At 33.8% G+C, this 15,215-nt stretch carries 12 protein-coding genes; 4 read left to right on the top strand and 8 right to left on the bottom strand.

Annotation, left to right across the window (positions count from 1 at the left end):
- Positions 1-117 precede the first annotated feature (117 nt).
- Entirely contained in the window at positions 118-3,972 is a 3,855-nt protein-coding gene (locus ABD682_RS06025) for a hybrid sensor histidine kinase/response regulator transcription factor (RefSeq protein WP_344740094.1), read from the bottom strand.
- 284 nt (positions 3,973-4,256) lie between these two features.
- Here ABD682_RS06025 and ABD682_RS06020 point away from each other — a divergent pair, with 284 nt between their 5' ends.
- Positions 4,257-5,207 (top strand): aldose 1-epimerase family protein, encoded by a 951-nt coding sequence (locus ABD682_RS06020; protein ID WP_344740092.1) that lies wholly within the window; start codon positions 4,257-4,259, stop codon positions 5,205-5,207.
- Positions 5,208-5,920: 713 nt separating this feature from the next.
- Here ABD682_RS06020 and ABD682_RS06015 read toward each other — a convergent pair.
- The 7 genes from ABD682_RS06015 to ABD682_RS05985 form a co-directional block, all read right to left on the bottom strand.
- Complete coding sequence (locus tag ABD682_RS06015; protein WP_344740090.1) at positions 5,921-6,466, bottom strand: YceI family protein; 546 nt, start codon at positions 6,464-6,466, stop codon at positions 5,921-5,923.
- Between the two features lie 23 nt (positions 6,467-6,489).
- Entirely contained in the window at positions 6,490-6,870 is a 381-nt protein-coding gene (locus ABD682_RS06010; RefSeq protein WP_344740088.1) for a hypothetical protein, read from the bottom strand.
- A 22-nt stretch (positions 6,871-6,892) separates the two neighbouring features.
- The gene (locus tag ABD682_RS06005) at positions 6,893-7,258 is read right to left on the bottom strand and encodes a hypothetical protein (protein ID WP_344740086.1); all 366 of its coding nucleotides are present in this window, start codon (positions 7,256-7,258) and stop codon (positions 6,893-6,895) included.
- A 4-nt stretch (positions 7,259-7,262) separates the two neighbouring features.
- Positions 7,263-8,117 carry a DUF5777 family beta-barrel protein gene (locus ABD682_RS06000; RefSeq protein WP_344740084.1) on the bottom strand — a complete coding sequence of 285 codons (855 nt, stop codon included), beginning with the start codon at positions 8,115-8,117 and terminating at the stop codon, positions 7,263-7,265.
- Between the two features lies 1 nt (position 8,118).
- The gene (locus ABD682_RS05995; protein ID WP_344740082.1) at positions 8,119-8,712 is read right to left on the bottom strand and encodes a T9SS type A sorting domain-containing protein; all 594 of its coding nucleotides are present in this window, start codon (positions 8,710-8,712) and stop codon (positions 8,119-8,121) included.
- 3 nt (positions 8,713-8,715) lie between these two features.
- Positions 8,716-9,099, bottom strand: a complete 384-nt coding sequence (locus ABD682_RS05990) for an OB-fold protein (RefSeq protein WP_344740080.1) — start codon at positions 9,097-9,099, stop codon at positions 8,716-8,718.
- A gap of 162 nt (positions 9,100-9,261) precedes the next feature.
- Positions 9,262-10,335, bottom strand: a complete 1,074-nt coding sequence (locus tag ABD682_RS05985) for a hypothetical protein (protein WP_344740078.1) — start codon at positions 10,333-10,335, stop codon at positions 9,262-9,264.
- A 244-nt stretch (positions 10,336-10,579) separates the two neighbouring features.
- Here ABD682_RS05985 and ABD682_RS05980 point away from each other — a divergent pair, with 244 nt between their 5' ends.
- The 3 genes from ABD682_RS05980 to ABD682_RS05970 are packed head-to-tail and all read left to right on the top strand — an operon-like array spanning position 10,580 to position 14,569.
- Complete coding sequence (locus ABD682_RS05980) at positions 10,580-11,101, top strand: RNA polymerase sigma factor (RefSeq protein WP_344740076.1); 522 nt, start codon at positions 10,580-10,582, stop codon at positions 11,099-11,101.
- Positions 11,102-11,154: 53 nt separating this feature from the next.
- The gene (locus ABD682_RS05975; protein WP_344740074.1) at positions 11,155-12,066 is read left to right on the top strand and encodes a FecR family protein; all 912 of its coding nucleotides are present in this window, start codon (positions 11,155-11,157) and stop codon (positions 12,064-12,066) included.
- Complete coding sequence (locus ABD682_RS05970; RefSeq protein WP_344740072.1) at positions 12,050-14,569, top strand: TonB-dependent receptor plug domain-containing protein; 2,520 nt, start codon at positions 12,050-12,052, stop codon at positions 14,567-14,569. Before ABD682_RS05975 ends, ABD682_RS05970 begins: the two co-directional genes overlap by 17 nt.
- Positions 14,570-15,215: the final 646 nt, after the last annotated feature.

The raw sequence follows: 15,215 nt of genomic DNA, 5'->3' as shown, positions 1-15,215 counted from the left end.
AGGGTATATTTATCGTCAAATTCTAGCTTTTTCACAATATAAACCCCCTAAAACTATGGTATTTATAAAATTTGGCAATAAAATATACTGAATTATAAAAATCTACTATTCTGAATTTCAGTCTTGTAAACTATCCACAAAACCTGTTGGAGTTTGTCCGTAAAATTTCTTGAAAGAGGTACTAAAATATTTAGGATTGGAAAAGCCAGAAGCATAGGCCACTTCTTTGATACTTTTATCCCCCTGAATAAGTAGTTTTTTAGCTAGTTTTAATTTAGTATGAATAATAAAATCCTGGGGTGAAAGATCAACAAGACTTTTCAATTTCATATAAAGTGAGGTTCTACTCATGCCAAAAATGTTCGATAGATCGTGTACAGAGAAGTTATTATTTTCAATATTTTGAAGCACAGATTCTTCGAGATCTTCTAAAAATTTCTGATCATTCTCATTTCTGAAAGATGCAGCATTATCCGCATCTGTCTCGTGAACATATTTTTCTCGCAACTTTTGCTGCCATTTAAATGTGTTTACGATTTTAGCCAAAAGAAATGGCATGTTGATAGGTTTCTCTATGTACTCTGAAATACCACTTTCTATACTTTCCAGTTTTTGAACAGAATTTTGAAGCACCGTGAGCATAAAAATTGGAATGTGATTCAAATTAATATCGTTCTTGATACGCTTTGACATTTCAATACCGTCCATTTCCGGCATAATAAGATCTGTTAGAATGAGGTCGGGGAAATTTTGCATCGCCATTTTTAAACCTTCCTCCCCGTTGTGCGCTTCAAAAACCTGAAAATGTGTTCCTAATGATTCTACCAGAATATTTCGTAGCTCATCATTATCTTCAACGATCAAAATCTTATTATCACTCAATTCCGCCAATTCACTGGGATCCTCATGTTCAATTAATATATCTCCCTGAATTTGAATTTTTTCAGAGTTAGTTTCCTGATGTTGGTGTCTAGCTTTAAAATTCTTCAATACTACGGTAAAGGTTGTTCCCCGGTTCTCCTGACTTTCAAATTGGATAGATCCTCCATTTTTCTCGATGAGTTTCTTGATCATTATAAGGCCTAAACCAGTGCCTGGTCTTTGGCTATTAATAACATTTCTAGCCCGGTAGTAACGTTTGAGAATGTACTTTTGTTGGTCTTTTGGAATGCCCATCCCAAAATCTATCACCTTTAGTTTAAGTTCACCGGACTTTGTTTTATCGAGTTCAATAATGATTTTATTATCATCGAAAGAATATTTTATGGCATTCGAAATTAAGTTAAGTACCACCTTATCAAAGGTTTCCTTATTGTAATAGAATAATTCGTTGGTCCATTTATTCCTAATTTCAATTTTTAAATTGTGGTCTTCAAACAATGGATTAAAATCACTTACTATCTTTTGAATATGCTTTTCAAGATTAATAGGAGAAACATAGCTTTTACCTGATTTATCTGTAGTCACTTTATGAAAGTTAAGCATCTGTTCAAATAATGAGCTAATCCGTTTTACGGTTGTTTTTATTTGATCTTTTGGAATATCGTGTTTCGCTTTTTCTGTAGCATTATCAAGTGATGATAATAATATAGTTAAAGGTGTTTTTATTTCATGCGTAATGTTATTGAACATATCAATTTGCTCATCAGCATTTCTTTTATTTACAATAACACTCGTAAAATGGATAATGAGTAAAATGACCCCTAAAATTATAAGTACGTAAACAAAAATAGCTTCATTGGTTGCCCACCATGGTGATAAAACCGTTATATTAATGGTACGTGCCTTACCAAAATTTCCATATTTATCAGCCGCTTTCACCTTAAACGTATATGTACCTGAACTCAGGTTGGTATATGTAGCAAATGCGTTATGGCTGGGCGTGCTCCAATCCGGATCGAATCCTTCCAGTTGCCATGAGTATTTAATTTTTGAAGGGGTCCCATGAGAAATACCGGTAAACGCCAATTGAATGGAGTTTTCACTACTTTTAAGCGTAATATTTTTGGTAACATTGATATGCTTCTGCAAAATTTTTGAATCACCGGGATCAACATCTTTATTGAACAACCTGAACTTATCAAATACAACGGCCGGTTTATAGTTATGGCCTTTAATTTCATAAGGATTATAGGTTGTTACTCCGTCCACACCTCCAAAAGCGAAAAGTGAATCTTTAAGCTTAGCGAAACTACCGTAATTAAATTCGGTACAAGCTAAACCATCACGTTTGTCGTAAATATTAATGATGGTATCTTTAGCACTCGTTTTTATATGAGCCAAACCTTTCGTAGTGCTCGCCCAGATATTGTTGTTATCCTGAACAATGACTCCTTGAATGATATCAGAGGGTAAACCCGATCGCATATCCAGCTTTTTGCATTGTTGGCTATTAAGATCATAAAACATTAAACCCGTACCATTAGTTGCTAAAAGTAATGTTCCGTTATTTAATTGGGCCAAAGCGTTAATATTAGAATACGCTCTACTTTGTGGTGTTGGTCTTGTACCCTCAATGAGTTCGAACCGTGATTTGTTTGGATTGATTCTGAAGGCTCCATTTTTTCCGGCGGCAATAATATCACCAGAATTAGATTCTATAATGGACTTTACAGGCTGAATGGGATAGGTGTCTATTTTTCCATTTGATCTTATAACAGTAACGTCGCCCTGTATTCCCCCGAACCAAATATTATTATGAGAGTCTTTACAAACCGTGTAAACCTTTTTTAACTGGAGTTTTTCCGATTTCTTCGAATCAAATTTCGTGATGCGAAAAGTATTTATATTAACTCTTAGCAAACCACTGTTATAGGTTCCCATCCACATATATTCATCATCTGCAGCAAGGGCTAAAACGACGTTATCACTACTTCCCGGACCGGAAAAATCATTGAGATGTTTCCATGTATTTGTTTTCGGGTTCCAAATACTAACACCTTTTTTTGTGCCAAACCAAAGCTTATTGTTCTTATCAATAGCAATCGATCTCGTGAAATTTGTAACTAAACTGTTTTCATTATTGATTCGGTGCTGAATCTTATTAAAAGGCAAGCGATACGAATTAAAATAATTCACACCACCACCGTAAGTTGCCAACCATAAAATCCCCTCGTTACCTATTTCCACATCATAAATGCCATTACTGGAAATAGAGTTCTTGTCATCAATATCGTCTACAAAATGATTTAGAACGTTAAAATTTCTATCTAAATAGTACAAGCCATCTCCATCGGTGGCCAAATAAATATTTCCAAGATCGTCATTGCAAATATCAGAGATCGGATAATGTCCTGGGTTTTTAAAATCAAGCGGTTTTAATATGTTTCCAGTTGGATTAAGGGTAAAAATTTTTCCAGATTTTGTTCCCACGAATAAGGCATTATTAGCCTTATTGATTAAATCTACATTTTTAATATCAGATGAAACAGGGCTTAAAATATCACTCTTAATATCGTATACATACAAACCGTCTGAAGCACCAACAAATATTTGATGCTCTAAATAATAAATGGAATATAGAACATGATTACTTATTAAACGAACAAGCGTATCTTCCTTACCATTAGGATTGTATTTCCAAAGACCATTATAACAAGCGATCCAAATATTTCCTTGATCATCTTCAATAATTTCATTCACTAAAGAAGGGTTTATATCAGGTGTTTTTCCAACGAGATTGAACCGGTCAAGAGTATTGTCGTATAAACAAATACCATTTTCCATTCCCGCCCAAATTCGTTGTTTGGAATCTATAAAAATATCCATGGTTCTGTTACTTACAGAACTTGGCAAACCATTGTACGTATTATAAACTTTATAGAATTTTGAGTTGTGTTTTAAAACGCCTTCTTCAGAGGCTATCCACACGTTTCCAATACTATCCTGAACTACAGCGTAGGTGATGCTCTGTGTAGAAACATTTTCACCGGATAGTTGTTTAAACTCAACGGTATTTTGAGCAAAAGACAACTGAAAAACCCCAATTACGGTCAGGCAAAAAATAAACCTTACGGAATTTAAAAAAGTGGTTATATTTCGTTTTTTCGTAATCACAATAACATAGACTCAAAGAATATCAAATATTTATTTTAAGAGCAATTAAATTAATTTTTTGTTAATAACAAGACTTAAAATTAATAAATTCTTAAGTAATGACGCTTTTTGAACCTAAACCGACAATTTACTAACCTTAACACTTTTGATAAAAATTAATTTTACCTTTCATGTTATAAACCCTTTAGGTCATCGGTACAATGAAAAACAATTATTCCGTTTGTTTTGTTTACAGTATTCTTTTAATCATAAGTTTGGCAACCACCAGGGTGAATGCACAACAAACTTCCTATACTATATCCAACGAAAAATTAACCGCAACTATTTTGGCTAAAGGTGCAGAATTAGCCAGTTTAAAGTCAGATTCTCTTGAATATATTTGGCAGGCAGACCCGAATTACTGGAATCGACATGCACCCATATTGTTTCCAATTGTAGGCCCTTTAAAGGATAAAGAATACATCTTAAACGGAAAAACCTATTCGATGCCTCAACATGGTTTTGCACGCGATTACGATTTTAAAGTAATTAAAAAGTCACCGAACGCTATTACCTTCGAACAACAGGCTAATACCGAAACTAAAAAAATGTATCCTTTCGATTATGTACTGCAAATAAAATACACTTTGAAAGGAAACACACTCCAGGTTAATTACACGGTTAAAAATCCTAATTCTGACACCATGTATTTTTCCCTGGGTGCCCATCCGGCATTTAACTGTCCTTTTGAACCGGGACAAAACCGCCACGATTATGACTTGGTATTTGATAAGAAGATCAAAACTAAAACTAAAAATAAGAATGATGGGTTATATATTGATGATTATTCTGAAGTTATGAACGCTCCGGGGGAGATAAATATTTCCGATACCTTATTTGATGAAGGCTCTTTAACTTTTAATCCAAATCCGTTTTCAACAGCAACCTTTGTGTACAAACCAACAAATAAAAAATACCTCAAGGTAACCTTTAGGAACTACCCGTATTTAGGCATTTGGTCTGCCGGAAATTCTCCTTTTGTATGTGTTGAACCCTGGCATGGCATTTCAGACAATTACGATCACAATAAAAAACTTGAACAAAAAGAGGGTATAATTCCATTAAAAGCTTCCAGAGTGTTTCAGTGTAACTTCTCCATCCAAATACTCTGATTAATGCTGTCACCCTGAACTTGTTTCAGGGGCTATCTGATGCAGAATTTAGATGCTGAAACAAGTTCAACATGACAAAATTTGGTGATATCCAGGAGATTTGGATATGTACATCAAAAAGCGTAGTTCTTTGAAAAAAGTCAAAAAAATGCTCAAGTAAACTCCGTATCTATTATCCTCCGCTTAATGCTGTCACCCTGAACTTGTTTTAGGGTCTTATCTGATCTAGAATTTAGATACTGAAACAAGTTCAGCATGACAAAATTTAGTAAGGTCAGAGAGGTTTGTATAGGTACAAAAGAAAGCGTAATGCTTTAAAAATAGTCCAAACAAAAAAGCTCTTGACACACTCGATATTTACTACCCTCCGATTGATGGCGTCACCCTGAACTTGTTTCAGGGTCTATTATATGCAGAATTTAGATGCTGAAACAAGTTCAGCATGACAAAGTTCGGCAATATCAGGGAGATTTGCATACGTACACCAAAAAGCGTACTGCTTTGAAAAAAGTCAAAAAAATGCTCAAGTAAACTCCGTATCTATTATCCTCCGCTTAATGCTGTCACCCTGAACTTGTTTCAGGGTCTATCTGATTTAGAGCTTAGATGCTGAAACAAGTTCAGCATGACAAAATTTGGGAATATACGTGAGATTTGGATATGTACATCAGAAAGTGTACTACTTTGAAAATAGTATAAACAAGAAAACGATGCTAATTATCCTTTTTTTCAAGCTCAAATTCAAAAGTAACCACGATATCTTCTGCAATTTTATTCCTCACAATTTTAGGAATTTCAATCTCAAAGTCTGAAGCGAGTACCTTGAATTTTCCTTTCATATAAACTTCATTTTTTTTAAAAGATAAAATAACCGGTATGCTATTCAGTGGTCTTTTAACACCATGAAATGTTAATTCCCCACGAAGTATTAAATTCTTAGCTTCCTTTTGAAGCGAAAAACCTTCAATTGTTCCTTTAAAAACAGCCTTTGGAAACTTATTAGATTCAGCATAGTTTTCATTGAAATGCTCCTCCATCAAAGCATTTTTAAACCTAAATCCGGTTACCAAAGCCAAGGCAGCAATATCTCCATTATCGGTATTAATAATTGCTGTAACTGATTTATTTGTTGCAGCAACCTCCTCAAAGGACGGCACAGAAGCTTCAAAACTTATTAACCCTGTTTTAGTAATATACCTATTTTGTGCATTGGCCCAGGAGCCGAAAATAAATATAATTAACACCAAAAAATTTTTCATTCCACAATGACGTTATATTGAATTTAATTCTCCAATAAACCATCATCTTTCCATTGCTGAATAAGACTTTTATCACTATCCGATAATGGATCGTTAGGAGACGGTGGCATTGGATTTGTGGAACTATTGACACGCGTTATAATCAAATCAACATAGTTTTTTACCTGGGCATAGGTTGTTAAAGCCATTGGTGCACTATTAACAGGTGGATCACTATGGCAAGAAATACAATTGCCATTTATTATACTTGCGATATCCGAAGTATAAGTCACTTTAGTGCTATTCGTAGGATCCGGAGTTGGATCAGGTGTTGGATCAGGCGAACCCGGATTAGCACTATCAGAGGAGCAGTTAAAAAGTAATGCCGTGATGACTAAAAGTGAAAGAGCATGTTTAAGTTTCATAATTTTCTAAATTTAAGTTGTACTATTTTTCAATAAATCCCATGGCCTGCCATTCTGTTATAATATCAATAAGATTTTGAGGTAATTTTTGTCCGCCATAAGGCATTAAACTTCCCGGACCGTTACCATTAATTTTACTTATTAAATTATTATTCAACACGCCATTTTTTACATTGGTATAGCTTACCAGAGAAATACTGGCCCCATTTGTTGGTGAAATTCCATGGCAGCTAATACAATTGTTATCAATAATTGGTTTTACGTGATCCACATAGGTTATTGTATTCCCTTGTGGTAAATCTTCTATTAAATCATCTGTACTCACACTGGTACAACTAAGCGCCGATAAGCAGATAAAAACGAATATTAATTTTTTCTTTTTGAACATGATTCTAATTAAAAATTCGGGTTAAATTAAATCCAAAATAAATATCTCCCTGACCCCAATCGCCTGTTGCCTGACCTAAAAAACCATTGGTATTCATTGCCTGAGCATTAGTAAATAGCAATTGAAAAACGTGTCCACCGGTTTCAATATCCACACCTATGGAAAGCGGATTTTTGTATGGCGAATCCGCAGCTCTATTTAAATGCCAACCATAATCAACATTTAAAGACCATCGTTTACCTAACTTATACCGCCCTCCTAACCCCAGAGCAAATTGTGAATTATCCTGATCATCAATGGCAACATAGTTGTCGTGAAAAAATGTTGGGGCCAATTCCAGAGATAAACCGGAGTTTAACTTTCTGGAAACGAGCAGTTGGGACATATAACCTAAGCGATGTTGAAATTCCAGTTTAGGGAGGTTTGAACTACTTAAAGCTGTATTACATAAAATGGTGTTATAAGATACCAGAGTAAAAGGAAAACCATTTTCCTGTTGACTTATGAACCTGATTTTTACTGAGGCCTCATAGGTTTTTTGGAAAGAACTCCTCGAAGCATTTATATTAATTGCATCAGAAAGTCCGAACACAAAATTTAAGCGTGTTACTGCATTATCCAATCCGAAAAAACTATCAAATCCATTCTCAATACTACCGAATCGATGGGAAACCATGAATATGAATTCTCCTTTAGAAATTAGTTTTGTCGATTCGAAATTAACAATCTTTATCCCTTTAAAAACAGCAGAGATATCTTGATTGCCTATGGAATCCGTATTTATTTCCTCAAGCAAATTGTTTTGGGAAAATGAAAAGATGGGAATACAAATGAGTATGTATAAAAGAGTTTTCAACATTTTAAATTTTTACAAATTGCTTAGTTTTGGCGGAGGTATCCGACGATAGTTTAACCAGGTAAATACCTCTAGACAAGTCTGAAATATTAACTTTAATGAGATTACTATTTTCGTACGATCTGTTTAAGAGCTCCTTTCCTAACAGATCATAAACATGAACATCTACAGTACTTAGTTTTTGAGGTAATTTGAGATTAAGAATTGCATTTGAAGGATTAGGAAACATTTCAAATTGGGCAATCGCATTTTCATCTATTCCTAAACTGTTTTGAACGGTTATCGTACCATACATAGATAACGGATGAATTGAACATTCGTAATCATTCACGCCCTCAACAGTAAAGGTTTTTGAGTATACATATCCTAATCCGGATTGGTTTCCACTATCAAAATTTGGCTCTACACTACTTCCTGCAATTCCGGTAACGGTATGGTTAAAATCATCATCCCAAATCCATTCTACGGTATCACCAACGCTAATAGTTTTGCTTGCTGCTGCACCATTCACTCCAATACTCCAGTAAATCTGATACGTTGTTTGTGCAGAAACACTGAACAAACTGAATAATAAAATAATAAGTAATTGTGTTTTCATAATTTAATGATTTTGAGTTTCTATTTTACAATGGTCCATTTTAATTAGGTCCAAAAGGTCATCATAGCCAATAAACCGGCCTTTTACTTTTATATTATTTGATTTAAGACTATCTAACTGAGAATCAAATTGACAAAACACCTTGTTATTTAAGGTTAAATCAAGTTTATTTTGATCCGTTAAATTTCCTTGAACCTCGATTATTTTATTCAAATATTTTTGCTCAGAAGCTTTTGGGTTGGCATAAAATTCCGCTTCTAAATCATTCGAATTCATCACAAATTCAGCAGGTTCTTCTTGTATGTTCCGATGCTCGTGATAGATGTAATTATATATCAAGTAGCCTAACACAAGAGCTAATATTAAAACCATCCATTTCTTTTGCATAGATTTTCAAATAACAAGCAGGTCAGTTCACGGTTTTTATTTGGAGACTGGGCATCTGACATCTAGGACAATCCCCTTAGGGAAAAAACAATTCTTCTTTTTCTAATATTTTAAAAACTTAAAACCTTCTATAAAGCTTTTTAAGTTCAATCCTAAATGTCATTAATAACAAAAATTAAAATATCTTAATCTATCATCATTACCTACTCTAAGGTCTACCCTGGTTTCACCGGAGTAGGTCTGTATTTCGTGCAGAGTCCAATTGTTATTACAATATGGCAGTTGAGGAATATCGATAACAACAGTCATATTGTTGCCTGAGCCACTAACCGTCCAGGTTCCAAGCGCTTCAATTCCTGACCAATAAACATAAATAGTACCGTCCTCATAAAAATTAAAATAGTACCCATCGTAATAATTATCATAATCGTTTTTATTGCGCTCTAATTGGTCTATTTCCCAACCGTTGCAATTCGTTAAAAATGAAATTAGTTCCTCTTGGGTACATTGGTTACAATCGTCGTCATTAAAATTGAAATCGTCATCTTCGTCACAATCATTACCATAAATCTCGATGGCTTCTTTAAGTTCGCTCAGATTATAAAGTGTTATTTCGGTTCCATCAAACAAATAGACTGTTATAGGAAACTCTATATTGATGATGTCGTTTTCATCAATATTGTGGAGAAATTCGTAAAGATCACGATCATTGTTAAGCGTTAATGTTTCTATTATTTCTTGGGAAGAGCTAAAAACAGTTGCCAAAATAGGGTATTCAAAATCGAGGCATTCAATATCACTATCCATTTCATTTTCACCATTACATTGACTTGCGTAATTAATAAGCTCATTGTTATTCTGAATTTCAACCTCCGTAAAATCACTCAAGACAATCGAAATAGGAAAAATAATTTCCAAAGTATCTGTATCATCGTCCGTGGTATCAAAAATAAATTCAACAGCGTTAAGGTCATCCTCATTATTTAAGATAATCTCAGTACCATTTGCCAATACCGTTATAGGCAGTTGGATACTAAAACAATTGGCTTTATCAAGAATATTATCAATGGACCCATCATTCATCGCTGTTGCCTGCATGAGATTTACCAACAATGAATTAGGCATCAAATTTTGATCATTAGTGGCCTGGGTAAACTCCGTATCTTCTGTTCTGCAGGAGGTCAACAAAAGCATCAAAAAAAGAAATAAATAAAATAATTTGAAATCTACTTTCATATTAGGTTTGTTGCGTCTTCTATTAATAGAACAACTTACTCTAAAATTATCCTGAAAATTATCTTAAAAAAATAATTCCGATTAAAAAACACTTTTTGATTGAAATCAATTTTTTTAAAAATTTTTAATCCTGATCGAATATTTAGTAGAAATTAATAACTTCAAAACAAAGGAAATACGATTCTGCCTGCTTTAATTTTAATTGAATAAATATTTATATACTTTTAATTGAAAATTTTACAATTTGTCTGAAGAGTTTGATAAATCTATTTGCAAAGAAGCGGTCTTCGAGAAAGTGTATGAGGCTTTTGCTCAAGGATTGCATGATTATTTGTATTACAAATATGGCGAGGAAGTGAACCCGAAAGATCTTACTCAAGAGGCGTTCATTAAACTTTGGGATCATTGTAAAAAAGTAAGTTTTAATAAAGCAAAATCATTTTTATTTACCGTAGCGAATAACATTGCTTTAAATAATATTAAACATAAAAAGGTTGTTTTAAAGTACCAGAACACGAAACCTAAGGATTATACGCATGAAAATCCAGAGTTTCTGTTTGAAAAAGAACAATTTCTTCAACGCTATAAAAAGGTATTGGAGTCCTTATCTGAAGAGCAACGCACAGCTTTTTTATTAAGTAAGGCTGAAGGAAAAAAGCACAGAGAAATTGCAGAAATTTTAGGTGTTACCCAAAAAGTGGTTGAATATAGAATCTATTCCGCTTTCGAAATTTTAAGAAATGAATTGGATGGATTCTCATTATAATAATCAGGAGATTTCGACTTTAAATTGTTATATTAAAAAATGATAGTTCCTAAATGAATAAAGATAAATTATTAGAAAAATGGTTGAATGATGCATTGACTGATGCCGAAATGGAAACATTTAAGGCCAGAAATGATTATGAACTAAATTTATCTATAGTCGAAAACGCAAAACTTTTTAAGGCCTCTGAAATTTCTACGGTTGAAGAATTTCACAAATTCAAAGCGGATTATAACTCAAAAAAAACCTTTTCAAAAAAGAGAACGTTGCTCATGCCCATACTGAAAATAGCCGCTGTTTTGGTTATTGCTTTTGGCGTTTATTGGGTGTTGTTCTCAAACCCCATGGTTACGGTTGAAACGCTTGCTATGGAAAAAACTAAGGTTGAGTTACCCGATCACTCTGTTGTAACTTTAAACGCTCTTTCAGGAATTGAATACAATAAAACCAATTGGATTTCTAAAAGAGAAGTGCGCTTAAGCGGCGAAGCCTATTTTAAAGTTTCAAAAGGAAAAACATTTAACGTAATTACCAATCAAGGTATTGTAACGGTAGTTGGCACCCGCTTTAACGTAAAACAACGCGACCAATATTTTTCAGTGAAGTGCTTTGAAGGACGTGTGAAAGTATCTTCAAATGGCATCGAAAAAATCCTTGAAAAAGGAGACTCTTACCAAATATCAAACGGAATTTATGCGAAAAGAAAAATAGCATCTTCGCAACCTTCCTGGTTGGAAAACAAAAGTAATTTTGAAGCTGTTCCTTTGAAAGAGGTTTTCGCTGAGCTGGAACGGCAGTATAATATTGAAATAATCTATAATGATGTTGATACTGAACGCCTGTTCACCGGGGGTTTTGTTAATGACAATTTGAAAAACGCTCTCATTTCTATTACTAAACCTATGAATTTAACCTTTGAATTGCGATCATCAAAAATTGTCATTATTCATGGGAAAAATCAATAGCGCAACAGGTCTTTCTATTTGCATTTTTCTTTTCATCTCCTTTTCGTTAAATGCTCAAAATCCGGCTCATAAGAAGCCGATTTCAGAGTTATTCCATGCGCTTCAGTCTAAATATCAGGTGCAATTTAATTATGATGAAGCTTTGGTTTCTGGAATAACATTAGAGGCCCCACCAAATAACCTCTCCTTAGATGAAATATTGAGCTATTTTGAAAAGCATACCCGCTTAGTATTTTCAGTATTAAACAAAAATTTGATTTTGGTTAATCAAAAACCTCCTTTGCTCTTATGTGGTTTTTTGAAAAATATTGAAAATCATGATCCCATAGAATCAGCCACCATTCAAGGAATACTAAATTCAACCACCAGTGATTCATCTGGCTATTTTCAATTGGAAATGAGCCAAAATAAGGACAGCATTACCATTCGCCATATTGGATTTAAAACTCTTGTTGCAGCTTTTAATGATCTCAAATCCGGAGAGTGTTCAGAAATTTTTCTTCAGCCTAAATTTCAAAATCTTTCAGAGGTTATCGTATCCAATTATATCACAAATGGCATTAATAAATTAAATGATGGTGCCTATGAAATGAATTTTTCAAATTTTGGAATTTTACCGGGTTTGGTCGAATCCGATGTTCTAAAATTAATACAGGCCTTTCCGGGTATTCACAGTATTAATGAAACAGTTTCCAACATTAATATTCGCGGTGGGACAAACGACCAAAACCTGATTTTATGGGACGATATTAAAATGTATCAGTCAGGTCATTTTTTTGGTTTAATTTCCATGTTCAACCCACAGATTACTCAAAAAGTAATGCTTACCAAAAATGGCACGGACGTCAGTTATACGGATGGGGTTTCAGGCACCATTTCTATGCAAACGGAGGAGCAGGTAAATTCAAATTTTAAAGGGAATATAGGTGTAAATTTCACAGATATTAACGGATTTTCGGATATTCCTATAGGTCGTAATTCTTCACTCCAGGTAGCGGCGCGAAAATCTCTTAGCGATTTTGTAAAGACGCCAACTTATCGCGAGTTTTTTGAGAGGATTTCTCAAAATACTGAAGTGGAAAGTAATAATTCAAACATTACAAATTCTGATAAAAGATTCGATTTTTATGATACCTCATTACGTTGGATTTATAACATGAGTGAAAAGGACTTTTTAAAAGTGAATTTTATTAATGTGAGTAATACGTTGCGATTTAATGAAAACACCGTGGTTGATAATCAAGAAAAATCGAAACAAAGTGAGGTCAGTCAGAATAGTATCGCAGAAGGTATTCAGTACAAAAGACTTTGGAATAAGAATTTTACTTCTACCCTGGAAGCCTACGAAACTGACTACAAACTTCGAGCCGTAAATGAAAATATTTTGGCTTCACAGCGCTATCTTCAAGAAAATAAGGTTTCAGAAACAAGTATAAAATTAATAACAGAACTTAAAATTAACAACAGTTTTACCCTGTTAAACGGTTATCAATTTATTGAGACTGAAATAACCAATCTGGACGATGTTGATAACCCGATCTACAGAAAAAAGATATCCGAGGTATTAAGAATACATGGCCTTTTTTCCAATTTAGGATTTAGATCAAAGAGCACAAAAACCAATCTTGATTTTGGTCTTCGAGCTAATTATATTGAAAAATTTAACAAAACCATTATTGAACCTCGCTTTAGTTTTAATCAACGATTTCTTGAATATTTCACTTTTGAAATTTTAGGGGAATTTAAAAATCAAAGTACCTCGCAAATCATCAATTTTCAAAATGACTTTTTGGGCATAGAAAGGCGACGGTGGCAATTATCAAACAATCAAGACATTCCCATATTACGAAGTCAACAATTTTCCACAGGTTTAAATTTTAGCAAAGCCGGTTGGCTTTTAAGTACGGAAGTTTATGAAAAAAGAGTAAATGGAATTACGGCACAAAGTCAAGGATTTCTTAACCAATATGAATTTGTGAAATCTCATGGAAGTTATAAGATTTTTGGACTTGATTTTTTAATAAGAAAACGACTTCATAAATTCAATACATGGATGAGTTATTCTTTTATGGATAATACCTATGATTTTGAGGATTTTGAACCTTATCCGTTTCCAAGTAATTTTAACATTGAACACTCCATGAGTCTGGGCACCTCATTTAAAACAAAAAATTTAAAAATTGCTGTCGGACTAAATTGGCACACCGGGAAGCCTACCACAGAGCCCGTGGATGGAGATAATATAGTGGATAATAAAATTATTTATAAAGACCCTAACAGTTCTTCTCTAGATGACTACTGGAAGTTCGATTTATCTGCGTTATACAACATTAAAATAAATCCGAATACGCATGCTAATCTAGGGGCTTCGATTTGGAATCTTTTTAATGTAGATAATATCATTAATAACTATTACCACATTGAAAACAATAGCGTAAAAGAGGTAAAGCAACATTCGCTCGGATTGACAACCAACCTGGTTTTACGCGTATTTTTTAATTAATTTTTATCTTAGGTATTGCTATAAGAAACGCTTGACAAACGCCGTATTTATTATCCTCCGATTGATGCTGTCACCCTGAACTTGTTTCAGGGTCTATCTTATGTAGCTTTTAGATGCTGAAACAAGTTCAGCATGACAAAATTTGGTGATATTCGGGAGGTTTGTATAGGTACAACAGAAAGCGTAATGCTTTAAAAAAAGTTCAAATAAAAAAATGCTCAAGTAAACTCCGTATCTATTATCCTCCAATTAATGCTGTCACCCTGAACTTGTTTCAGGGTCTACCTTAAGTAGCTTTTAGATGCTGAAACAAGTTCAGCATGACAAAATTTGGCTATCTAAGGGAGACTTGAATATGTACATCAGAAAGTGTACTGCTTAAAAATAGTGTAAACAAAAAAAACGCTCGAGTAAACTCCATATCTATTATCCTCCGATTAATGCTGTCACCCTGAACTTGTTTCAGGGTCTATCTGATGTAGAACTTAGATGCTGAAACAAGTTCAGCATGACAAAATTTGATGATATTCGGGAGATTTGAATATGTACATCAGAAAGTATACTGCTTAAAAAATAGTCCAAACAAAAAATGCTTGACACACTCGGTATTTACTAACCTCCGATTAATGCTGTCACCCTGAACTTG

It is taken from the genome of Gaetbulibacter aestuarii, from assembly GCF_039537665.1.
Classification (GTDB): domain Bacteria; phylum Bacteroidota; class Bacteroidia; order Flavobacteriales; family Flavobacteriaceae; genus Gaetbulibacter_A; species Gaetbulibacter_A aestuarii.
The sequence above is the reverse complement of the archived record's forward strand: the minus strand, read 5'-3'. Positions and strand labels throughout refer to the sequence as shown.